Here is a 22,728-nt window from a genome sequence, read left to right on the forward strand (position 1 = left end):
TGTGATGAGTCGAGACATCCTTCACGGATGAGTCGAGTCATCGGTTACACCCCGGTCTTCGGACCGGGGTGTTTTTCTTTGCCCGGATTCTCTGGGTTGGTAGTTTCTGGTGGGGTCGATAGTGAGTTCGCGGATGATCTCGCCGGTGGTTGCGTTGCTGATGGTGACGTCGGCGCGCGGGCATGGTCGTCCGGGCGGGCGTGGGGGAGACCAGGAAGTAGCCTCGACCATCGAGAACCCCGACGGCGAGTTTGGCAGCGTCAGTGCTGTGGGCGCCGATCACGGCTCCACACTGTCCGCCGCACGGGAATTGGTCTCGGAAGGTTGTAAAGCCATCGTCCTCCGGACTACCGATTATTCCCACTCGGGCCCGCACTTCGAATAGGAGTAGGCGCCTCATCGTCAGAGCAAGCGTCGCGGATCTTTTGCTGACTGCGCGTATTCTTTCGGAATCAGGACAAAGGGATGGGGTACAAATTGGGTTTCGTATTTCGGAAGCGTGTGCGACTTGGCAGAGGGGCGGCGCTGAACCTTTCAAAGTCCGGCGCAAGCGTGTCTAAGCGCGTCGGGCGAATGACCTTGAACAGTCGCGACGGTGGGAGTTTTCGCATCCTGCCCGGATTGTCCTTTCGATTCGGGAAGCGCCGGCAGGGCAAGTTGTGACTCGTTTGCTGCTATAGGCGGTAGTCTCTGCGTAACATTCCACGTTTGGATCGATTTGGGGACCTAGTTTGTCTAAACCCGGCCCTTCGCGGGCTTTACTGCTCGTGGGCATATTGCTTTGGTTTTTCGGTGCATTGTTGATCGGGGCGGCCCCACCGCTCCTTCAGCCTTTTTCGTGGCCCGAGACGGTCCAACAGTAGTTGTCAATTACCTGCCCACGCTGATCGTCGGTTGCGCGGCTCTGGTGTTCGGCGCCATCTTCGTGCTGGTGGGCGCCTATCGTACAGCTGCGGGGATTGACTACCTCGTGAGTTCGGCAGCCGATCCCGCCTACCGGACCCAAAGACGGACGCGGGATGACTTGTTCAGCCAGGACTGAGCATGTTGAAGGTTAGCGGTCCTAAGCGTCGAATGACTTCAATCATCAGGTCGCCGGTTATGACTCTGCGCTCACGTCCGTCAGGGCACTCGTCCCGGAAGGCTGCAAAGCCATCGTCATGCGAACGAATGAGTAACCATGGCACGCCGGATACACTCAATTCTTCGAATCATGAACTGGGGGAGTAATTCGGGCAAGGCAAGCGCATCAAAGACCAGCGGCGGCAGACGGCCACGGACCGCCAGACGGCCATCCATGAGGCCAGCACCGCACATGCCCGTGTCATCATCAGGTGCCCGAAAACTGACGAGTTTTCCCAACAGAAGTATTCACGAACCCAAATAGCTTCAATGTCAGCTCCTTTGCAGACAACCCATCCGAGTGCCCTGAGTGCGGCCAGATGCACCGTTGGGGCGACGCGGAAGTAGCACTATCCAAACTAAGCGCAGAATTGACCTCACCCTCGGGAGAGAGTGGGGGCAATTGTTACGGGCGGCGATGATACGAACGGTATGGCCCGTATCCTTGGGCCTATGGATAGTCGCAATGCAGGCAAAGAGCTTCAGAAAAGCGAGCGTCCGCCTGCAGACGGCCTAATCGCCGTGGCAGAGGATTATGCCAGCTCACGCACAACATGGGCGCGAGTCCACTCGGCTTGGATGGCCGGCCAAGCTACGGCCGCCCAGGACCGGGCAGCATACGATGTCCGCCAAGATGCAATAGCCGAGTTCCAAAGGGTTGAGAGAAGGGTGAAGCAGCCTTTCCCGAAGACGCAAGTAGATCTGTTCCCGGAGGCTCGAGTTGGTCTAGGACCAGCTCCGGAGAGTCTCTGGACTAGGAGGAAGTAGCAGATAGCGCTTCTCGGACCAGCGCCCGAATAGTGCCCTTCTGGGTGGCTGCCCAGGCTTGCGAGATGTGGCTCTGGTCCGAGAAGACTGGTGTGCCGCCGTCCGAGATCTTGCAGGTGCTTTTGTCGCAGAGATCGTCGTCGAAGGACAAAACGTGTTCGATCTTCAGGGCCCGTTCAGTATCCTTGAGCACTGCCACGTCGGCTTCTGCTTTCTCCACTGACGGCGTGCACTCGTCCTCGCTTCCACCTGGTCGGGTCACGCAGATTGCAGCGTCCCCGATGGGTCTAGGGGTGTCTTCAATGGACGCCGGTTCGGCACCTACCTGCCGCGCTGACTGAATCACCGACGTCATCCCCGCAGACCAAAGTGCGGCTTGCTCGTCAGCGGTGGGAACTTTACCCGCGGCGCTCGTGATTTGCCCAAGGTAACTATCGGAATTCGCGGTAAGCAGCACTGTCGGCCGGATGTCCTCGATTGCGGACCGGGTGGACGCATGGAACGCGGCACAAGCCTTGTTGGGCGAGCCGTTGGCCAGCACTGACACCTCCGCTGCAGGACAAGCGTCAAGAGTGCGGATCACCAGGCGGAAGCCGTCATCCGCCGCTATGGCAGCCAATGTCGGTACCCACTGGGCGGCGTGCGAGTCACCAACTATCATCACGGTTTTGGCAGCATTCTCGGGACCGGCGACACAGTAAGCCTGCCCGGTCTTCGTGGTCCGTTTAGTCGGACATGCTGCTGGCGGGCCTTGCTCCCTTACGGCATTCCACTTCTGAATATCGGCATTCATAGACTTTTCGGTGCCTACAGCGAAGACGCCCGCGGCAACCAGGGCGGCAACAGCAAGTAAAGCACTCGTGAAAGCGTACGTCGCTGACGGCCCCTTGACCTTCAGTGGCCGGTAATGGCGTACTGGGTTCTCAATCTTAAGGAACGTGTAGTGCGCTAGGACGAGGGTTGCCGCGCCGATACCGAGACCGAGCCACGGCGAATCGATCCCGGTGGCGGCTGCTATCAGGATCATGGCGGGCCAGTGCCATAGATACCAGGAGTAGGACCGGTCGCCGATCCACTGCATGGGGCGCGCACCAAGTAGCCAATTCACGGGGCTGTCCGCCGTGCCGCCAGCAATGACCAGCACCGTCCCCACAACCGGGAAGAGCGCAATTGAGCCAGGGAATGCCTGGTTCGCGGTGATGACGAAGCAGGACAACAAGATCAGCAGGAAGCCAACGACTGAGAACGCTTTGCGGGTCATCTCGTTCACGGCACTTATGGCCGGAAGCAAGGCGAGGATGCCACCCGCTGCGAACTCCCACGCCGGAACCCTTGCGATTCCGGGATTTTCTTTTGCCTGTGGGCGTAGACCTTCCTGTGGCGTCGTCGTTGGTGGATCAGGCGCCGGCTTGCTGCTTGTGCCACAGTGATGGCCCTTGTTCCCCCAACCGGGGCCATCACCCTTCAGTTCCTATCTGCCGGCAAGCGTGTACCCGCCCCAGCCACTGCCCACTTGAATCGGCTTAGCCCAACCGGAGCCGATCATCTCGTAGTAGGAGAGCCTGCCATCAGGCCTGCGGGCAAGGAAGCCATCTGCGTAAGCACCGCGAAAATTGCTGATAGTGCTGGTAGAGAAACCATTCCAGCCGGCACCAATGACTGCGCGGGTTTCATTAATGAATCTTCCGGCGCCGTCTGTGCGATAGAGAAGCAGCTGGCCGGTAAGGTTCTTGGCTATGACGTCGGCATTGCCGTCTTTATCCCAGTCGCTGACGCAAATATCGAAGCTGCTCCAGCCCGATCCAATCTGAACCGGGGAAGAAACACCTGTGCCCGAAGTATTGGCGTAGTAGTACAAATTGCCGTTGGCCCGGTTCTTGGCGATGACGGAAGGGAAGTTTGCACCCTTGACCCATGGGGCCACGGAGATGTCATACGCCTGCCATCCTCCACCTATGCGGATCTTGGTGAATCCTCCCCAGGATGCGCCCTCATAAAGGTAGAGCACCCCATTTGGGTCCTCTGCGACGATGTCCATGGTGCCGTCACTGTTCCAGTCAACAACTTTCAGGTTACTGAAACCATTCCATCCCGAACCTATGGCACGACGCCCACTAGTAAGATCGCCATAATCATAAAGAGTGCCGATTGGATCAATGGCAACAACATCTCCAGATGCCCTGATGGATGGGCTGAAAGTGGAGACTGGCGTAAGGTTCTTGATCCAAAGGACGGTACCGGTCAGGGTGTACCCCGGTTTTGCATTTGCCGTGATGGAAATGTTTGTATTTGCGCTATACGTTCCGGCAGGCTTGACGACATTATCCACCAAATATTCGACCCCGGTGGTGGAGGGGATAGTGTAACTGGAATCACCGAATGTCGGAGCGGCAGGCATTACCGGAGTTGGCTGGGTGAATACCGGAGTAAAGTCCTTGCTCCATGTTGTGGTCCCGGAAAGGACATAGCCAGGTTGGGCTTGGGCTGCAATCGAAACCAAAGACCCCGCAGTGTAGGTTCCCGGCGACGCCAGCCCTCCGTTCACTTTGTAGCGGACACCATCTTGGTAAGGAATGGTGTAGCTCGTATCAGTGAACGTCGGTGCTATGGGCGTAATCGTGATGGGCTGCGGAGGGGCGACAGGGGTGAAGTCATGGGACCACGAGGTTTCCCCAACGACCGTATAACTCGGTGATGCCGCTTCCGCGGTAATGGCGATGGGGCTTGATGCGTTATATGTGCCCGTTTGGGTGAGTGCGCCATCGACCGTATACACGACACCGATCGTTGTCGGAATGGTGTAGGTGCCGGTTCCGAATGTCGGCGCCTGCGGAACAACACTTATCGCAGGCGTGGGAAGAGTCGGCATCGGATCTGTGGGCGCCACGCTTGATGTTGAAACATTACCGTCAAAAAGCCGGACGGTGTACGTGTAGGAAAATGGAAGATTATCCTTCCTCATGTTGTCAACAGTTACGGTGTAATCGGACTCGCTCGTCCCAGTGGCGTACGATACGTAAATTTGGAACGAAATAGTGTTTGGCCCGTAACCCTCCGCTGTGCTTACAGGTGAAACTTGAATTGCCGTGCCACTCGCATCTTTGACGTTCACGGTCGCAGCGGAAAAGTCGACACCATGATCAGAAGAAAGCGACCATCTGCCATTGGGTTCCAGCTGCTGGGGGAAATAGCCGGAGTTTGGGAACCCGATCATGACCGGGTTCGCTCGGGAAGAATCCGTTGGGGCGCCGGCAATATTCAGCGCGTTGTAAGCCTTAGTGGTTCCCATCCCCATGGTGACGGTGTCCGGGTTGAGGACCCAGCGGCGGTGCCCTACAGGTCCGTTACCTGGCCCAGCATCATCCATATACTTCTCGATCGGAACCGAGGCTGAACCGATGTAGTAGTTGCCTGTGCCGCCATGGAGGTTTGACGTTGCAGCGCCCTGCGCGCCCTGCGATGTATAGCACTTCCAACTACTGTCCGGGGTATGGCTAAGTTGACCGTTGGCTTCCATCATGAGGGCCGTTTGCTGGGCCATCGCGTTCTGGGTCTCAGTGAAGCTGATACCGTCAAGCCCCGCCAAGCCCCGATAGAAGTTCACAGCCTGGACGCCCTTGATCAAGGAATCGTCGGACTGAGTACCGGCTTGGCAGCTTGCAGCATCCCCGGTCCAATTGATGGGCGACTTTGTTGTCGGTAACCACTGATTCGCGTAAGCAGCCGCAACGGCAGCACGCGAGTTTGTATTGATTTGGTTGCTGCCAACAGGAGTAGCTCCGTGGGCAGGCACGGCTACCGCGGTTGCGATAATAAGGGTAACCAGAGCCGTGGCACCCCTCCTCGCCAAAAATCCATTTTTCATTTTTCCCTTCATGCTGAGTCACCGCGTGGTTCCTACAGCGGCAATTTTGGTGCAGGACCACTCGTCGACCAATGCATGTGCGTGCCTTGATGGAACCATAGTGGTGTGGGCGGAAGATAATACGGCCGTCGCGCCGCGGTTAATGGTTCGCACGGGACGGCGTGGGTAAACAGCGCTGATTTGGATACATCCCAGTGGCATACGTTGCACTGCGGCGAGAACTGAGCTTCTGCGCTGCAACGGCTTGTGAGTCATGGATGAATTCGAGTTAGCTTGGACCTCGAAGGCCAAATCCCCGAATTCGATGCTGGGCGATACGAAAACAGCGCCGCAAGAAATTAGCCCCCCCATTTGCCACCCATGTCCTCACGAACGCAAGAGTCGCTTTATTTAGCGGCTCAGAACGTGATCCTAGCGTGGTCCAAGATGATTAGTCCATACACTCTACTAAACCTGCATGGCGGGTCCACGCGCACTCCCCAGCGTGCATGAGACGCATCTATCACTGCAGGGAGATCCAGGGCTGCTGGTGGCTGGGATGCGCGTTCACCCACGGCGTACCGGAATCAGGACTAGCTGCCCGTACGTGATCGTTGTAGTGAGTAAGCGCAGGCCGGCAAAGGCCCGGCGGCGCCTGGCCCAGCTGTGGCAGGAGAGATGTGATGAGCGTGGAGCCGGAGTTCACAGAGCCGGAGCAGGACGACGATCTCGCTTTGGACGCGTATTCCCGCATAGTCATTCATGTGGCAGAGACTGTAACCCCCCATGTCGCGGCCATCGAGATGACCAGGGTTGGCCGCCGCGGGGAGATGCGCGTAGGAAGCGGATCCGGCGTCGTCTTTACGAGCGATGGTTTCTTGTTGACCAATGCACACGTGGTCGCCGGCACGCAATCCGGCAGGGCCGTGTTCGCCGACGGGAAGCACACAGATGTGGAGCTTGTGGGAGCGGACCCTCTGTCCGACCTTGCCGTGCTCCGTGGCCGTAAATCCACTCCGCCGCCGGCATTCCTGGGAAACGCCGACACTTTGCGGGTGGGCCAGCTGGTAATCGCAGTAGGCAACCCTCTGGGGCTCGCCGGATCGGTGACAGCCGGAGTAGTGAGCGGCTTGGGTCGATCGATCCCGGTGCGGGCAGGAGAGCACCGGCGGGTCATTGAGGACGTCATCCAAACTGACGCTGCATTGAACCCCGGAAACTCAGGCGGAGCATTGGCCGACACGCGGGGCCGCATCGTCGGGATCAATACCGCCGTCGCTGGCCTCGGGCTGGGGCTGGCGGTGCCGATCAATTCAACAACACAACGGATTATTGCCTCGTTACTGAAGGATGGCCGGGTGCGCCGGGCATATCTGGGTTTGGTGAGCACCCCTATACCCCTGGATGCCAGCGCGGTGGTTCGGACGGGCCAGAAGGAGGGTTTGCGGGTGGTTGAGGTGATTCCCCATTCTCCGGCAGAACTCTCCGGACTCCAGCCGGGCGACCTCGTACTCCGCGCCCACGGCCGGGCGGTGTCAAGCGCAGAGAGCCTTCAGAAGCTTCTATTTGAAGACGCAATCGGCGAGCCGTTCCCGCTCATGGTGCTGCGGGACGGCAAAAACCTGCAACTTGTGGCTGTTCCGTCAGAGATGGGCCCGCTCGGCTAGGCCGGGCTTTCAGGAACGTCCACGACGCCAACGAAACGGCTACCGATGCCCTCGTATTCACTGCGCACTTCGCCGCGAAACAGCTCGGGCAGTTCACTGTTGCGGTGGTGACCGCAGAACACGAAGGAAAATTCAGGCCACCACTTTTTAGGGCGTGCGGCCTCGGAGTAGCCACACACGGCACAGGTTAACTGGACCCAGACCGGCCGCTTGCCGGTACGGTTGGTGCGCGACTGCACCAACCAAGCCGGGGGATTGTCCTGAAGATCCCGCAGCTCAGCCTCGGTAAGCCTGGAGGGGATGCCGTGGCGCTGGGCCATTTCCATGGGTATGTCGAGGGCCAAAGCGGCGTCACGTCTGCTAATCACCATCCAACGATACGGGACGGCGGCGGCGTAGGCTGTGCACATGACAGACGCAGCGGCCGTGCTGCCGAGGACCCCGCTCCAAAAGCGCGTACTCGTCGTGGCAATTGTGGCCTCATTCATAGCCATCCTGGACGGTTTTGTCGTCAACCTCGCTTTGCCCGCGATTGGCCGGGAGCTGGGGGGCGGCTTAGTCATTCAGCAATGGGTTGTGGACGCTTACCTGCTGTCCTTGGGGTCGCTGATCCTGGTGGCCGGTTCCCTCTCTGACCATTTCGGGAGGGCGCGAATTCTTGAATGGGGTTTGGGCGGCTTTGCCCTGACATCCATGATGTGCGGCTTTGCATGGAACGGTGAAGTCCTTGTGATCTCCCGGGCGCTGCAAGGAATCGCCGGGGCCCTTCTGGTTCCCAGCTCCCTGGCCATGATCATCACCGCCTTTGCCGGGCCCGCTCAATCGAAAGCAATTGGTCAATGGTCGGGGTGGACCAGCGCCGCAGCCATCGTGGCACCCCTGATCGGCGGAGTTTCCGTGGACTTGGTGTCTTGGCGGGTCATTTTCTTCATCAACGTGATTCCTGCCGCTGCAATCTGGCCAGTGCTTGTCCGCCTCCGGGCATCGGATACCGCACGGGACAAACACACGGGAATCGACTACACCGGCGCAGTCTTGGCGATGATCGGACTGGGCGGCCCTGTGTATGCGTTCATTGAACAGGGCCGTTTGGGGTGGGGGAGCTGGCAGGTGTGGGGCCCGCTCCTGGTGGGAGCCATAGCATTGGCGTTCTTCCTGGTCCACGAAGGGAGAACAATCGACCCGATGCTGCCCCTGAGGCTCTTCGCTATCCGGAACTTCGGCTGGGGTAACCTCGCCACCTTGGCTATTTATGGCGCCATTTCCCTCGGTTTCTTCGTGCTGGGCATCTACCTCCAGCAGGTGGGCGGCCTGAAGGCCACAGTGGCCGGCATCGCTCTGCTTCCGGGCACCGTCATCCTGATGCTGACTGCATCCTATTTTGGTGGGCTGGCCGGAAAATATGGCCCGCGGTGGTTCATGACCGCCGGCCCCGTGTTGTGCGGTATCGGCTTCCTCTTGTGTTTGTCGGTTCAGGAACCACTCAATTACTGGACCCAGGTCCTCCCGGGACAGATAGTCTTCGGCGTCGGTTTGGCAACCCTTGTGGCTCCGCTGACGGCGGCGATCCTCGGCGCTGTGCCTCCGGAAGAGGCAGGAATAAGCTCGGCCGTGAACAATGCGGTGGCCCGCATTGCAGGATTGATCTGTATCGCTTTCGCCGGACTCATTGTGGGGCCGGTCTTCACCCGGCAGGGCCTCCTCAACGCGTTGGTTGTGACTGCCGTGCTGTTCTTCGTGGGAGCTGCGGCTTCCGCCGTCGGGATACGAAACCCAGCTCCCGGTCCGGTGACCGCCGACGGCGGTGACGCGGCTGCCGCCTAAGCTGCGGACGTCCGACGTCGGCAACGCTCAGCGAGCGGGAAGAACGCATCCTTCGTGTGGCTCGAGGCTTTGGACCCAGAGAGCCGAAGTTACCTCATCCGCCAAATCGAACTCGGCCCGCTGCGCGCCGTCACCGATGCGCACCACCATAGCACCGCCGAAGGGTTTTCTTCCCACCACTTCGACGCGGGTGTCCAAGGTGATCCCCTCAGCTGCCAGGTAACGCAGGAGATCGGGGTTCTCGTCGCTGATCCTGGTGATACGGCCTGTATGCCCATGGTCTAGTTCGATCATTCGCATGGCAGAGGGGAGTTCAACGGAGCCGTCCGGCCCCGGAATGGGGTCACCGTGCGGATCCCGCGAAGGGTGGCCCAGCTTGGCGGACATGCGCTCAATAAAGGTATCCGACACCGCGTGCTCCAGCAGTTCGGCTTCGTCGTGCACTTCGTCCCAGCTGTAGCCGAGTTCCTCCACCAGGTATGTCTCAATGAGCCGATGCCGGCGAACCATTGATAAGGCCAAGCGCGTGCCTTGCGGCGTGAGAGTGATCGCACTGTAAGGCTGGTGGTCCACCAAGCCCTGGTCTTTGAGCTTCCGGACCATTTCCGAGACTGAGGAGTTGGCCACGCCCAAACGCAGCGCGAGCTGCGAGGAAGTGATGGGCGTGTCCTGCCACTCCGTGTAGGAATAGACCACCTTGACATAGTCCTCGATCGAGGAGGAGGGCGCACTGGTCTTCACGCATCCAGCCTACAGCGGCCGCGTGCTGTCCAGCTTGTGCGCCCGCCACGAGTGGGTGAGGTACGGCAGCGGTAACGTCTCTTCCCGCCGGTGGCCCAGATGCTCGTAGAGGTACCACTCAAGGTTGGCCATCACCTTTGCACGGGTGGCAGCGCCAGCGCGAAGGTAATAGCTGCGTGACTTGGTCAACTCCATGATGTCTTCCGGTGTCACCCTGTCCTCCCACATGGTCAGATGGCTTTCGAGACCAGCAAATTGCGGCCCTATGGCGGGCCGAAATCCGGGTTTGTGAACGTCTCCGGCGTGCATGATCCGGGAAAGCCGGTGGACCCAAGGGACAGAGGTGTCCAACTGGTTCCAGACCAACCCCAAGACCCCCTGCGGCCGCAAAATCCTGGCAATCTCCCCACTGGCCGCAATAGGGTCACACCAGTGCCAGGCCTGGGCAACGCTGACGACGTCGAATGTTGAGTCCGCCAGCCCTGTCGCCTCCGCGGTTCCTTCCACTGCTGTGACCGAGGGATACGATTTCCGGAGTTGGTGGAGCATGTCTGCCGAGGGATCCACCGCGACCACTTCCAGCCCGCGTTCCAGGAGGAGCGCAGTGAACTTCCCCGTACCGGCGCCGATATCTGCCGCGGTTCCTGCCTCTTCGGGAAGCAACCACTGGAGCGAGTCCTGCGGATAGCCGGGACGAACACGATCATAGTGTTCGCCGCCGTCCTGGAAGCTCAAGCCCATCTCCTGCCGGCGGGCGGCGGCGAGCTTCGGGCCGCCCGGCCCGGCAGGACCAACAGAGCCGCGGGTAGCGCCGGTGTGAAGCACGGCCACGCCTATCTCCTTCACAGGATGCCAAAGTACCCTACGAATTTACCCTAGGAGGGTCCGTGCCCCAGAACCGGCTCAGTCAACGGAACCGGCTCAGTCAACGGAACCGGCTCAGTCAACGCTGCAGGGTGCAGCGCCCGCGGTTCCCGGAGTGTTGGGAGCCCACTCGGGGTAGGTCCTGTGGTCGTTCGCGGGAACCCATCGCCCTTCATCAACCACGTAGTCCCAGCCAAGACCGTTGCGTTTGAGTTCCCTGATCCCGGCAAGGAGCCGCGCGGCATCCTCGAGCCGGGAGCCGACACCGAAGCTTGCGCGAAGTGACCCGGAGGGCAGGCCGAGGCGCTTGAGCAGCGGGTGCGCGCAGAACCTGCCGTCGCGTAGGCCGACGCCGTGCTCGGCGGCCAGGAATGCTGCCACGAGCCCGGCGTCGAACCCTTCCACGGAGAAATTGACGACGCCGATGGTGTCCTCGGAATCACTGAAGATCCGATGCACGGTTACGCCATCGATGCCTTCCAGCCCCTCTATGAGGTAGGAGCGGATTGCTGCCTCATGGGCGTGCCATGCGTCTTGGTCCAGGTCCGCTAACACCTGCGTTGCACGGGCGAGCGTGGCAGCGCCCAAGACGTTGGGGGAGCCGCCTTCGTGCCGTGCCGGACCGGTGGCCCAACTGACCGAATCCAACCGGGCTTCGCGTACCGCCCCGCCACCTGCGAGGTGAGGTGTTCCGGCGTCGAGCCAATCAGGACGGCCCACCACAACGCCTGCCCCAAAAGGCGCATAAAGCTTGTGACCGGAGAACACAAGGTAGTCCACATCCGCTTGGGTGATGTTTATGCGCCGGTGCGGAGCCAGTTGGGCAGCATCAACCACAATCCTGGCACCGTGTTCGTGGGCAAGATCCGCGAGTTCCGCGATGGGAAGGATCTCGCCGGTCACGTTCGATGCGCCCGTCACGGCAAGCAGCGATACCCCTCCTTGGCTGAGCTCGTTCCGGAGCTTGTCCACGGTGGCCGCAAGCGTTGCCTCGGCAACGACGCTGCGGTGCGGAACACCTTGCCATGGGAGCAAATTGGCGTGGTGTTCTATGTCGAGGTAAAGGACTTCCCCAACGAATTCACCATCCAGTTGTGGAAGGCAGCCTGCCAGCAGGTTTAAGGAATCTGTGGTGTTGCGCGTGAAGATGACGGAATCGTCCGGGCGTCCGCCAACGAATTCACGGACCACGTTCCGGGAGTTCTCGTAGACCGACGTACTTATCTGGGAGGCGTAGCCGGCGCCCCGGTGGACGCTGGCATAGTACGGCAGAATCTCATTGAGATACGCGGAGACAACGGTCAAGGCCGGCGCAGAGGCGCCGTAGTCCAGGTTTGCATACCGTGCGTGGCCGCCCTGAATCAGCGGCGCCTGCAATTCTGCCCCTGTTACTGCGGCGAGGGGGCGGGCTGCGAGGACGTTGCCAGCTGGGGTGTTGGATGGGGCTGCGGGATTTAACGTGACAGTACTCATGGGACCTCACTCAAGAGGGACCCCGGTTGGGGTCGCGCTTGCCGAATCCGTTCCGGACCGGCCAGGTCGTCACCCGGGGCACCCCACCGCGAATGGAGGGTTGCCGGCCAGCAAACCGGGGTTTTGCGCTGGCACTCGTGACCTCTCTCTAGGCTAGGGCACCCCGCACAGGGCTGACAAAGCCACCACAATTGTTAAGCGCTTTGTTACGTTTAGGACGAAAAATCGGATGAACGGCGAATATAACGACGGCGGATGCCCGGTAAGGGGGGCGTCCGCCGTCGAATATTTGGTCAAAGCCGGGTGTTACCGTCGGAACGTACTCCGGTAATGAGCGCTCGTCAGAGGAGATCGTCCAGGGCCGGGTTTAGCGTTTTGAGGACCTCCGAATGCAGGATCGAGTTGGTGGCTAACGCGTTGCCGCCAAAGGGCCCGTCCTCACCTTCCAAAGAGGTGAAGCGACCTCCGGCCTCGGTAACGATCGGAACGAGTGCTGCCATGTCGTAAAGGTTCAATTCCGGTTCGCAGGCGATATCAACGGCGCCCTCCGCTACCAGACAATAGGACCAAAAGTCGCCGTAAGCGCGGGTGCGCCAGACCTCCTCGGTCAACCCAAGGAACTCATCAAGGTTGCCTCGCTCTTTCCATCCGGACAGACTTGAATACGACATGGAGGCGTCGGCCAGTCGCGAAACGTTGGAAACCTTCAGTCGCGTGGCAGCTGCCAAGGAGCGCCCCATGTAGGCACCCATATCTTTTGCGGCCCACCAACGCTTGCCTAGTGCCGGTGCGCTCACGACGCCAACAACCGGTTCCCCCTCATCCACCAGGGCGATCAACGTTGCCCAGACCGGCACGCCGCGGACAAAATTCTTGGTCCCGTCGATGGGGTCGATGATCCAACGGCGCGATCCATGGCCGCTGCTGCCGAATTCTTCGCCCAAAACCGCATCACGGGGGCGGGAGCGCGACAGTTGGCCGCGGATAGCTTCCTCAGCGGCCTTATCGGCGTCCGTGACGGGCGTGAGATCGGGCTTGGTTTCGACTTTCAGGTCCAGGGCCTTGAAACGGGACATTGTCTGGGAGTCGACGGAATCCGCGAGGACGTGGGCAAGGCGCAGGTCGTCGTTGTAGGTGGAGACGGGTTGGGTCATGCCACCAAACTATCCTGAAACGGGTCCTCTCGCCGGGATGCCGTGACGGACTCGGGCGGGATTAGTTGACGGTACCGAGTTCCTTGGCTTCTTTCGCTTCCAACCGGGGGTCTGCGCCCAACAGGCGGCGAAGGGAGGACAAACGGGCCGGACCCGAAGGTCCGGCATTGCCTTCGCTAACCCATGAGTCGAGGCCGCAGTTGATGGCTGTCGCATCATGCTTGCAGCCCCGCTCACAGGCCTCAGTACCCGGTTCCAAGTCCGGGAAGGAGTGCAGTATCCGGTTCGGGTCCACGTGGGCCAGCCCGAAAGAGCGGATGCCGGGTGTGTCGATAATCCAGCTGCCGGAAGGAGCGTCGTTGAGCCGCAGCGCCAGGGCTGAGGACGACGTGTGCCTGCCCCGGCCCGTGACTGCATTCACCCCGCCGGTGGCGCGCTCAGCGCCCGTCAACGCGTTGACCATGGTGGACTTTCCTACGCCCGAGTGGCCCAGCATCACCGTCACCTTGCCGTGGAGGTGGGTCCTTAGCTCGGACACAGCGTTCCGGTCCAAACGTGCGGACAATCCGTCGTCCGACCGTGCGTCGATACCGCCAGCAGCCGAGTCCGCGGTCTTGCTGATGATGACTGGAAAGTCCAAGCTCAGGTAGTTGGCCAGAAGTTCCGTGGGGTCCTTGACGTCTGCCTTGGTGATCAGTAGCAGCGGCTCGATCCCGGCGTCGTACGCAGCTACCAGGGCGCGATCGATAAACCCGGTACGGGGCTCTGGATTGGCCGCGGCGACGACCACCACCAACTGGTCCGCGTTGGCCACCACTACGCGTTCAATGGGGTCGGTGTCGTCGGCGCTGCGGCGCAGGAGAGTCTTGCGCTCTTCAACGCGAACCAACCTGGCCAGGGTGTCCGGCAGCCCGGACACATCGCCCACCAAGGCGACAAAATCCCCTGGTACCACGGGGTTGCGGCGGAGCTCGCGCGCGCGGGCAGCGATGACGATGCGTTCCTCAGGGGTGTCTTCACCAACGATCGAGGTATACCGTCCCCGGTCCACCGTGATGATCCTGCCGATGACCGCGTCATCGTGGCTGGGACGGTCTTTCGTCCGTGGCCTTGATCCTTTTTTGTTGGGACGGATCCGGACATCGGACTCGTCCCAGGAGCGTGCATCGCGGCCCATAGTCAGTTGCTGGCTCCGTTCGAACCCGCGGACTCAAGCATCGCGGCCCACATCGTGGGGAATTCGGGCATCGTCTTGGATGTTGTGGCGATGTCCTCCACCTGGATGTCCTCGACGGCAAGCCCGAGGATGGCCCCTGCGGTGGCCATACGGTGGTCCGCGTAGCTGTGGACAATTCCGCCGTGCAAAGTGGCGGGCCGGATGATGAGCCCGTCCGATGTTTCCTCTGCGTCACCGCCCAAGCGGTTGATTTCAGCCACCAGGGCCGCCAAGCGATCTGTTTCGTGCCCACGGAGGTGCGCGATACCCGTCAAGCGGGAGGGGGTGCTTGCGAGGGCGCAGAGGGCGGCCACCGTGGGGGCGAGCTCGCTGGTTTCGTGCAGGTCCACGCCGAGGATCCGGGGGCCGCCGGTGACGGTCAGAGTTCCGTCGTGGAGGGATACGGTGGCACCCATGGATGCGAGGATGGAACGCCACTGGTCGCCGACTTGGGTGGTACCCGCGGGCCAATTGGGAACCCGGACGGTTCCCCCTGTGGCCAACGCCGCTGCCAGGAACGGTCCGGCGTTGGAGAGGTCTTGCTCGATCCGCCGGTCAAACGCCTGGATTCTGCCCGGCGAGACGCGCCAGTGGTTGGGCACCGAATCATCCACGGTCACTCCCACACTCCGCAAGACCTCGACAGTCATCGCGATGTGGTCAAGGCTGGGCACGGGCTTTCCGACGTGCTCAAGGTGCAGGCCCTCCGTGAAACGGGCTCCTACCAACAGCAATGCCGAGACGAATTGTGATGAGGCGCTGGCATCGATGACCAGGTGACCGCCGCGGACCTCACCAGTGCCTTCCACCGTGAAGGGCAGTGCCGACGGCGTCCGGCCCTCCACAGTGGCTACCTGCACGCCAAGGGCGACGAGTGCTTCGATGATGGTTCCCATGGGCCGGTTACGGGCATGGGGATCGCCGTCGAATACGGTCTGGCCCTTGCGGAGTGCGGCCAGCGGCGGCACAAACCGCATCACGGTTCCGGCCAAACCGCAGTCGACGGCGCGTGAGGCGGCAGCCGCTGCGGGATCCATCGGCGTGACCTCGAGGTCAGGGCCGTAGTCGCCGTCGCCCGGAACTTCGGTGACTACGGCACCCAACTGCTGGAGGGCCTGGATCATGAGGGCGGAGTCCCGGGAATGCAGGGGAGAACGTAACCTCGAGGGACCGTCCGCTAATGCCGCCAACACCAAGAACCGGTTGGTGAGGGACTTCGAACCCGGCACGGTCACCGTCGCATCCACAGGCCGTTTTGCAAAAGGAGCCGGCCAGAGCGGAAGCTTTGCGGAAGCATTCGAGGTTCCGGCGTCAGCCACGCCGACGTGGGTTGCCTCCGGGTTCGTTGTATCGGAATGAGCGGAGGTGGTACCGGTCATGCTTCCTTATGCTCCAACTGCGTTGTCAACGACTCGACGGACAGCCTTGTCTGTGCGCTTGAACTGCTTGCCGGTAGCTTTCCGGGCATCGGCTGCCGCGTGCCCTGCACGCCAAGCCAAGCCTGGACGTCCCGCCGTGTCTACGGACGCCAAAAGGGCGCCGCCGGTCAAGGACACGTTGCGCAGAAGCTGTGACTTGCGGGCGCTGCGTCCTTCTTTGGTGCTGATGTCCGCTGAACGCCATTCGACGTAGGAGTTAAGCGCCGACGTCACAGCCAAAAGGGTCGCGGCAAAGCGGGAGACCTTGCCAAGTCCCAGCAGCGCTCCGGCGCCGAGCTGGGCACCCCCGAGAACCCGTGCGAGGGTCTTCTCGTTGGCTTTGAAGGGTAGGGACTCTGATGCCCGGCGAAGAATGGGCGAGAGTTGCTTGGCGGTGTCGTCCGCGTTCTTGAGCTTGTCCAGGCCGGCGATGACGAAGCTGGACGCGAGCATAGGCCGAGCGAGAAAACGGATAACAGACATATCTTGCCTCCTGGGTGGCGTGCCACACGATTCGATGAGTGGTGTGTTCATGGGGTGCAGTCCGCTCTAGTCTTGCACCTTTGAGGAATATTTACCCAGCCCACGCGGTTGTGATCATCAGGTGCGGTGAAGACCGGACTGCGGCGTGGTGTTGCCGCTTGGTGAATGGAGTTGGTTTTTTGACTTTGGTTAAGGACCGCGTGGTGCTTCCGGAGCAGGTGTACATGCGTCAGCCGGTTTCTCCGCAGCTGACAGTAGACTTGGCATCGATGAGCACCATTGAACCGGCCGCAGCGGCCACCTATGAAGCAGCCGACTCGTCGTCGGAAGACAACTCTGCAGCCGAGCCTTCCCAGGAGGGCTCCGCGGCAGTCGACGTCGCCGCGGAAAGCCCCGAACAACGCCGGGCGCGCTTCGAACGTGACGCCATGCAGTACGTGGATCAGTTGTATTCGGCAGCGATGAGGATGGCCCGCAACCCGTCGGACGCCGAGGACCTGGTCCAAGAGGCTTACACCAAGGCATTTTCCGCTTTCCACCAGTACAAGCCAGGGACCAACCTCAAGGCATGGTTGTACCGCATCCTCACCAACACCTATATCAATCTTTACAGGAAGCGGCAGCGCGAGCCGCTGCAGTCCAATTCGGACACGATCGAAGATTGGCAACTGGCCAAGGCTGAATCGCACACCTCGGCAGGCTTGCGGTCAGCCGAAGTCGAAGCCTTGGATCATTTGCCGGATTCAGACGTGAAAAACGCCCTTCAGTCGATTCCGGAGGAATTCCGCCTCGCCGTGTATTTCGCGGACGTCGAAGGATATGCGTACAAGCAGATTTCAGAGATCATGAATACCCCGATCGGCACGGTGATGTCGCGCTTGCACCGCGGCAGGAAGATGCTGCGGGACATGCTGGCGGACTACGCCGTCGAACGGGGCTTCAGGGCCCAAACCGAAGATCAGGCCGCGGCCGGAAGCAACAATCAGGAGAAAGAGCAATGAGCGACTGCCAGGGATTGGGCGATTGCGATGATACCCGTATGCAGCGGATCTACGAGTACCTCGACGGTGCATTGACCCGCGAGGATCTCGGGGAGATCAAGCAGCATCTGGACACATGCGCCGAGTGCGCCGAGCAGTACGACCTCGAGTGCCTCATTCGGACCATGGTCAAGCGATCGTGCACGGAGTCGGCGCCGGAGAACTTGAAAAACTCCATTTTGGATAGGATCCACTCCATCAAATCAGTGGATGCCTAGCTTTCTCCCGCACTTCCCGCTTAAACGTCAAGAGCCCCGGAAACCGTATGGTTCCGGGGCTCTTGCTTTAAGCCTGAGACGCTAAGCCATTGGCTTAGGTGTTGGGACGCTTGCCGTGGTTCGCGCCGCCGCGCTTACGGTCACGACGCTTACGTGCACGCTTGCTCATAGCTGGCCTCCTTCAAGGATTGATACTCAATAAAGCTGCCCTCCAGTTTCGCACACCCGGGTGCTGCGCCGCGAACCGGCGGTGGGTGGCCTGCCGCGCTTAGGCACTTACCGCAGTTCGAAAGACGCCAGGGTGCTATTCCGGTTGGGCGATATTGAGCCACTGGAACCAGCCTCGGTGCAGTACGAGCCAGGCAATCAAGCCGTAGCCGGCCTGGCCTGGCGTTCCGCCGTTGGCAGCCAGGTCCGTCCGCCATTGCTCGTGGTTGAGTAATGGCGAGAACGTATCCACGTAATGGTGGTTGCGCCTGGTGGTGACATCAGCGAAGGCGGTGTTGAGTTCCGCAAGCCGCTTGTTCCGTGCAGGATCCAACGTGGGCGGGGGACCCACCACGAAGACTTCCACGCTGCTGTGCGACGCGCCGTCGAGGATGTTTGCCAAGTTCAACCGGCTGCGGGCAGTGGACAAACCGAACTCGACGTCGCGGCCGGAGAGGCCGATCACCAATCGATTCTCGTGTCTGTCGCTGAATCGCCGTCCGGCTTCATCCTGCCATCGCGCGGCGAGGCCTTCGGTTCCTTCCATGGGGCAGGGGAGGGAAAAGCTCTCCACGACAACAGAATCCTGGGGTGTACGGGCCAGTACTCGCCCGAGCCAACCCAAGGCACGGGGGTCGCCCAAGCCCGCCAGCAGTTCATCTCCTACAGCTGCGATGCGCAGCTTCCTGTCTTCCACGGTTACCTCTTCACCCTCGTTACGGTCCTTGCGCGATCCCGGGATCACCACCCAAGCCTGAGCCGGGTACCTGTCCCATTAAACAGAACTGCCCGGCCTGAGGCGCGCTCATCGCTCCTCCGGCCGGGCAGTTTCGTTTTTACTTGTGGTCGAATGCCTGCTTGATCAGGGCATCCTGTTCAGCGGCGTGCCGCTTCATGGACCCCGCAGCAGTGGACGCCGACGCGGGACGCGACACCAAGCGAAGCTTGCGATCGAGCTCGGGAGCCAAGTTCAAGCCCATGAACGGCCAAGGGCCCTGGTTGGCAGGCTCGTCCTGTGCCCACACGATGTCCGCGTTCGGGTACTTGGCCAGCTCGGCGTCGATCTCGGCCTTTGGCAGCGGGTACAGCTGCTCCACCCGGATGATCGCGGTGGACGTGTCGCCGGACTTCTGTCGGTTGGACAAGAGGTCGTAGTATAAGCGGCCCGATACCAGGATGACCCGCTCCACGTTCGCGGGCTGCACCTCGGGATCGGCAATGACCGGCCTGAAGCCACCATTGGTGAAATCTTCGACGGCGGATGCGGCACCCTTGAGGCGGAGCAGCTGCTTTGGCGTGAAGATGATCAACGGCTTGCGCGGGCGGCTGTAAGCCTGGCGGCGCAACAGGTGGAAATGCGAAGCCGCGGTGGTGGGGTTGGCCACGATCATGTTGTCTTCGGCGCACATCTGGAGGAAACGCTCGATGCGTGCCGAGGAGTGGTCCGGACCCTGTCCTTCGTAGCCGTGAGGCAGCATGAGCACCAGTGAGGAACGCTGGCCCCACTTCTGTTCAGCCGAAGAGATGAACTCATCGATGATGGTCTGGGCGCCGTTGACGAAGTCACCGAACTGCGCTTCCCACAGGACCAATGCATCCGGACGCTCTACCGAGTAGCCGTATTCGAAGCCCATGGCCGCGTATTCGGACAACAGGGAATCGTAGATCCACAGTTTGGCTTGGTCATCTGAAAGGTTGCCCAGGGGCAGCCACTCATTGCCGTTGGCACGGTCATGGAACACCGCATGGCGCTGGACGAAGGTACCGCGACGGGAGTCCTGTCCGGCAAGGCGTACCGGGACGCCTTCCATGATGAGGGAGCCAAAGGCAGCAATTTCGCCGAAGCCCCAATCTATGCCACCCTCACGGGACATCTGCTCACGCTTCTCCAGGAGCTGCTTGAGCTTGGAGTGCACGGTGAAGCCTTCCGGAATCTCCAAGTGGGCCTTGCCGATGCGCGCGAGCGTCTCGGCGGAAATGGCCGTGGAAGAAGGCGAGTTAGTGCCAAAATCGGCCTGCTGGGCGATGGGGCGCTCAATATCCGAAACAGCCGCGGAATCTCCCGTGATGATCGGAATCGGCGAGGTCTGGGCTGCGTGGGTCTCGGCGAAGACCCGCTCCAAGCGTTCCTGGTAATCGCGGAGCAGTTGCTCGGCTTCTTCTTCCGTGATGTCTCCACGGCCGATGAGTGACTCTGTGTACAGCTTGCGGACTGAACGCTTCGCTTCGATCAGGTTGTACATCAGCGGCTGGGTCATCGAGGGGTCGTCGCCCTCGTTGTGGCCACGACGACGGTAACAAACCATGTCGATAACGACGTCCTTGTGGAAACGCTGACGGAACTCGTAGGCGAGTTGTGCAACGCGGACTACCGCCTCCGGGTCATCGCCGTTCACGTGGAAGACCGGTGCCTGGATCATCTTGGCGACGTCCGTGGAGTAGGTCGACGAACGCGAGGACGACGGCGCCGTGGTGAAGCCAACCTGGTTGTTGACGATGACGTGGATGGTGCCGCCGGTGCGGTAGCCACGAAGCTGCGACAGGTTCAGGGTCTCAGCGACGACCCCCTGACCGGCGAACGCAGCGTCTCCGTGAACCATGATGGGAAGCACCGGGAAGGACTCGCCCTGGTCCAGGCGGTCCTGCTTGGCGCGGACAATGCCTTCAAGGACAGAGTCCACCGCCTCAAGGTGGGAGGGGTTCGCGGCCAGATAGACCTTGGTCTGGTTGCCGTTGTCCGAGGTGAAGGTGCCCTCAGTGCCCAAGTGGTACTTGACGTCACCGGAGCCCTGAACCGAACGCGGGTCCTGGGTGCCTTCGAACTCGCGGAACACCTGAGCATACGTCTTGCCGGCGATGTTGGTCAGCACGTTGAGGCGGCCACGGTGTGCCATGCCGATGGCAACTTCATCCAGCCCGTCGTCAGCGGCGTCAGAGATGACGGCGTCGAGCAGCGGGATCAAGGATTCGCCGCCCTCAAGCGAGAAGCGCTTCTGGCCCACGAACTTGGTCTGCAGGAAGGTCTCGAAGGCCTCCGCTGCGTTGAGCTTGGAGACGATGCGCAGTTGCTCTTCGCGACTGGGCTTGGAGTACGGGTGTTCGAGCTGGTCTTGGAACCACTTGCGTTCTGCAGGCTCCTGGATGTGCATGTACTCAATGCCCGTGGTCCTGCAGTACGCATCACGAAGAACGCCGAGGATGTCACGGAACTTCAGCATCGGCTTACCGCCGAAGCCACCGGTGGGCCATTCGCGGTCGAGGTCCCAGAGGGTCAGTCCGTAGGTCAGGACGTCGAGGTCGGGGTGCTTGCGCTGGACGTACTCCAAGGGGTCGGTGTCAGCCATCAAGTGGCCGCGCACCCGGTAGGAGTGGATCAACTGCTGGATCCGGGCTACCTTGTTGATCTCGTCAGCGGGGTCCACCTGCAGATCGGGGCTCCAGCGGACGGGCTCGTAAGGAATGCGGAGGGCTTCGAAGATCTCGTCGTAGAAATTCTGCGCGCCCAGCAACAGCTGGTGGACGAGCTTGAGGAACTCACCACTGCCTGCCCCCTGAATCACGCGGTGATCATAAGTGGAGGTCAGTGTCAGGATCTTGCTGATGGCGTTCTGGGCGATGATTTTCTCGCTGGCACCCTGGAACTCTGCCGGGTAGTCAAGGGCGCCGACGCCGATGATGGCCGCCTGCCCCTTGGACAGGCGGGGCACTGAGTGCACCGTGCCGATGCCGCCGGGGTTGGTCAGGGAGACAGTAGTGCCCGCGTGGTCATCCGCGGTCAGCTTGCCATTGCGGGCACGCTTGATGAGGTCCTCGTAGGTGTGCCAGAACTCGGCGAAGTCCATGGTCTCGGCCTTCTTGATGTTCGGAACCATCAGAAGGCGGGTGCCATCGGGCTTCGGCATGTCAATGGCGATACCGAAGTTGACGTGAGCCGGCTGGACAGCACTCGGCTTGCCGTCGATTTCGTCGTAGTAGACATTCATCGAGGGGAACTGGGAGAGCGCGCGAATGACGGCGTAGCCGATCAGGTGCGTGAAGGAAACCTTGCCGCCGCGGGCGCGGGCGAGGTTTGAGTTGATGACCACGCGGTTATCAATGAGCAGCTTCGCGGGAATTGCCCGGACGCTTGTGGCGGTGGGAACTTCGAGGCTGGTCACCATGTTGGTGGCGATGGCTTTCGCAGGACCCCGGAGGACCGAAACAACATCTTCCTCGGGCGCGGTGGGCGCTTTGGTGTTTTTGGGAAGCTGCGCCGGGATCGGGGCGGGAGCCGGGGCGTTGGCGCTTGCGGGTTGGCGTGCTCCGTCCTTGGCAGCGGTGGCGGGTGCCTTCTTCTCAGACGCCGGCGCGGCGGCTGGTTGGCTGGGAGCGGCCGCCGGCGGTGCTGCAGCCGGTTGGCTGGGAGCGGCCGGGGGAGTTGCAGCCGGAGTTACCACGGGAAGCACTTGGGTGGTCGGGTTGGCAGCTGCTGGAGCTGCGGAGGTTCCGTTGGAGGAAGGGCCGTCTGCGGCAGCGAAGGATTCGAAGAGCGGCCACCATTTGCTATCGACCGATTTCTTGTCCTGCTGGTACCGCTCGTACAGTTCGTCAACGAGCCACTCGTTTCCGCCAAATTCCTCGGGTAGACGGTGGCTTGGCTGCTCTGGCACTTGAAATACGCCTCTTCCATGAGTGTTATTTTCCCGCTGG

General features: G+C 61.1%; 20 protein-coding genes, 1 pseudogene and 1 riboswitch. Of the genes and pseudogenes, 7 read left to right on the top strand and 14 right to left on the bottom strand.

Annotated features, from left to right (window positions below):
• Positions 1 to 21: 21 nt before the first annotated feature.
• Positions 22 to 171 (bottom strand): annotated as a pseudogene (locus QRN04_RS18205) (IS481 family transposase); the annotation flags it as partial.
• Between QRN04_RS18205 and QRN04_RS07045 the strand changes: the two are divergent.
• The 3 genes from QRN04_RS07045 (at position 122) to QRN04_RS07055 (ending at position 1,042) form a co-directional block, all read left to right on the top strand.
• Entirely contained in the window at positions 122 to 385 is a 264-nt protein-coding gene (locus tag QRN04_RS07045; RefSeq protein ID WP_284975305.1) for a hypothetical protein, read from the top strand. The pseudogene QRN04_RS18205 and the gene QRN04_RS07045 overlap by 50 nt on opposite strands.
• An 80-nt stretch (positions 386 to 465) precedes the next feature.
• On the top strand, positions 466 to 663 hold the full coding sequence (locus QRN04_RS07050) for a DUF4236 domain-containing protein (RefSeq protein ID WP_284975306.1): 198 nt from the start codon (positions 466 to 468) through the stop codon (positions 661 to 663).
• Positions 664 to 838: 175 nt separating this feature from the next.
• Entirely contained in the window at positions 839 to 1,042 is a 204-nt protein-coding gene (locus QRN04_RS07055) for a hypothetical protein (protein WP_284975307.1), read from the top strand.
• A gap of 834 nt (positions 1,043 to 1,876) precedes the next feature.
• Here QRN04_RS07055 and QRN04_RS07060 read toward each other — a convergent pair.
• Together QRN04_RS07060 and QRN04_RS07065 are read right to left on the bottom strand one after the other, a co-directional pair.
• Complete coding sequence (locus tag QRN04_RS07060; RefSeq protein WP_350224921.1) at positions 1,877 to 3,358, bottom strand: acyltransferase family protein; 1,482 nt, start codon at positions 3,356 to 3,358, stop codon at positions 1,877 to 1,879.
• Between the two features lie 3 nt (positions 3,359 to 3,361).
• On the bottom strand, positions 3,362 to 5,767 hold the full coding sequence (locus QRN04_RS07065) for a CAP domain-containing protein (protein WP_284975308.1): 2,406 nt from the start codon (positions 5,765 to 5,767) through the stop codon (positions 3,362 to 3,364).
• Between the two features lie 650 nt (positions 5,768 to 6,417).
• Here QRN04_RS07065 and QRN04_RS07070 point away from each other — a divergent pair.
• Positions 6,418 to 7,401 (top strand): S1C family serine protease, encoded by a 984-nt coding sequence (locus QRN04_RS07070; RefSeq protein ID WP_284975309.1) that lies wholly within the window; start codon positions 6,418 to 6,420, stop codon positions 7,399 to 7,401.
• Here the strand turns inward: QRN04_RS07070 and QRN04_RS07075 are convergent.
• Complete coding sequence (locus QRN04_RS07075; protein ID WP_284975310.1) at positions 7,398 to 7,772, bottom strand: hypothetical protein; 375 nt, start codon at positions 7,770 to 7,772, stop codon at positions 7,398 to 7,400. The genes QRN04_RS07070 and QRN04_RS07075 overlap by 4 nt on opposite strands.
• Before the next feature lie 31 nt (positions 7,773 to 7,803).
• On the opposite strand from QRN04_RS07075, the gene QRN04_RS07080 reads away from it, so the two are divergent.
• A complete protein-coding gene (locus QRN04_RS07080) occupies positions 7,804 to 9,225 on the top strand; it encodes an MFS transporter (protein ID WP_284975311.1) in 1,422 nt (473 codons plus the stop codon).
• Positions 9,226 to 9,252: 27 nt separating this feature from the next.
• Here QRN04_RS07080 and QRN04_RS07085 read toward each other — a convergent pair whose 3' ends face one another.
• The 7 genes from QRN04_RS07085 to QRN04_RS07115 form a co-directional block, all read right to left on the bottom strand.
• The gene (locus tag QRN04_RS07085; RefSeq protein ID WP_284975312.1) at positions 9,253 to 9,966 is read right to left on the bottom strand and encodes a metal-dependent transcriptional regulator; all 714 of its coding nucleotides are present in this window, start codon (positions 9,964 to 9,966) and stop codon (positions 9,253 to 9,255) included.
• Positions 9,967 to 9,975: 9 nt separating this feature from the next.
• A complete protein-coding gene (locus QRN04_RS07090) occupies positions 9,976 to 10,707 on the bottom strand; it encodes a class I SAM-dependent methyltransferase (protein WP_284975408.1) in 732 nt (243 codons plus the stop codon).
• A 198-nt stretch (positions 10,708 to 10,905) separates the two neighbouring features.
• A complete protein-coding gene (locus tag QRN04_RS07095) occupies positions 10,906 to 12,303 on the bottom strand; it encodes an aminotransferase class V-fold PLP-dependent enzyme (protein WP_284975313.1) in 1,398 nt (465 codons plus the stop codon).
• 29 nt (positions 12,304 to 12,332) lie between these two features.
• A riboswitch (SAM riboswitch) is annotated at positions 12,333 to 12,446 on the bottom strand.
• Positions 12,447 to 12,644: 198 nt separating this feature from the next.
• Positions 12,645 to 13,457: a histidinol-phosphatase gene (hisN, locus tag QRN04_RS07100; protein ID WP_284975314.1), complete on the bottom strand. Its 813-nt coding sequence runs from the start codon at positions 13,455 to 13,457 to the stop codon at positions 12,645 to 12,647.
• A 61-nt stretch (positions 13,458 to 13,518) separates the two neighbouring features.
• Positions 13,519 to 14,634 (bottom strand): ribosome small subunit-dependent GTPase A, encoded by a 1,116-nt coding sequence (gene rsgA / locus QRN04_RS07105; RefSeq protein WP_284975315.1) that lies wholly within the window; start codon positions 14,632 to 14,634, stop codon positions 13,519 to 13,521.
• Positions 14,635 to 14,636: 2 nt separating this feature from the next.
• Entirely contained in the window at positions 14,637 to 16,052 is a 1,416-nt protein-coding gene (gene aroA / locus QRN04_RS07110; protein ID WP_284975316.1) for a 3-phosphoshikimate 1-carboxyvinyltransferase, read from the bottom strand.
• Between the two features lie 6 nt (positions 16,053 to 16,058).
• Positions 16,059 to 16,574, bottom strand: coding sequence for a DoxX family membrane protein (locus tag QRN04_RS07115; RefSeq protein ID WP_284975317.1), 516 nt, complete (start codon positions 16,572 to 16,574; stop codon positions 16,059 to 16,061).
• Between the two features lie 179 nt (positions 16,575 to 16,753).
• Here QRN04_RS07115 and QRN04_RS07120 point away from each other — a divergent pair, with 179 nt between their 5' ends.
• Both QRN04_RS07120 and rsrA read left to right on the top strand, forming a co-directional pair.
• Positions 16,754 to 17,575 (top strand): sigma-70 family RNA polymerase sigma factor, encoded by an 822-nt coding sequence (locus QRN04_RS07120; RefSeq protein WP_284975318.1) that lies wholly within the window; start codon positions 16,754 to 16,756, stop codon positions 17,573 to 17,575.
• Positions 17,572 to 17,832 (top strand): mycothiol system anti-sigma-R factor, encoded by a 261-nt coding sequence (rsrA, locus tag QRN04_RS07125; protein ID WP_284975319.1) that lies wholly within the window; start codon positions 17,572 to 17,574, stop codon positions 17,830 to 17,832. The genes QRN04_RS07120 and rsrA overlap by 4 nt, the downstream gene beginning before the upstream one ends.
• Before the next feature lie 94 nt (positions 17,833 to 17,926).
• On the opposite strand, the gene QRN04_RS18210 is transcribed toward rsrA, so the two are convergent.
• The 3 genes from QRN04_RS18210 to QRN04_RS07135 all read right to left on the bottom strand — a co-directional run bounded on the left by QRN04_RS18210 (position 17,927) and on the right by QRN04_RS07135 (position 22,688).
• Positions 17,927 to 18,001: a 50S ribosomal protein bL37 gene (locus QRN04_RS18210; RefSeq protein WP_369299106.1), complete on the bottom strand. Its 75-nt coding sequence runs from the start codon at positions 17,999 to 18,001 to the stop codon at positions 17,927 to 17,929.
• A gap of 135 nt (positions 18,002 to 18,136) precedes the next feature.
• Positions 18,137 to 18,736 carry a GDSL-type esterase/lipase family protein gene (locus QRN04_RS07130; RefSeq protein ID WP_284975409.1) on the bottom strand — a complete coding sequence of 200 codons (600 nt, stop codon included), beginning with the start codon at positions 18,734 to 18,736 and terminating at the stop codon, positions 18,137 to 18,139.
• A 139-nt stretch (positions 18,737 to 18,875) separates the two neighbouring features.
• Complete coding sequence (locus QRN04_RS07135) at positions 18,876 to 22,688, bottom strand: multifunctional oxoglutarate decarboxylase/oxoglutarate dehydrogenase thiamine pyrophosphate-binding subunit/dihydrolipoyllysine-residue succinyltransferase subunit (RefSeq protein ID WP_284975320.1); 3,813 nt, start codon at positions 22,686 to 22,688, stop codon at positions 18,876 to 18,878.
• Positions 22,689 to 22,728 lie beyond the last annotated feature (40 nt).

Origin of the sequence: Arthrobacter sp. efr-133-TYG-104, assembly GCF_030208915.1 — a bacterium.
Taxonomy (GTDB): Bacteria; Actinomycetota; Actinomycetes; order Actinomycetales; family Micrococcaceae; genus Arthrobacter.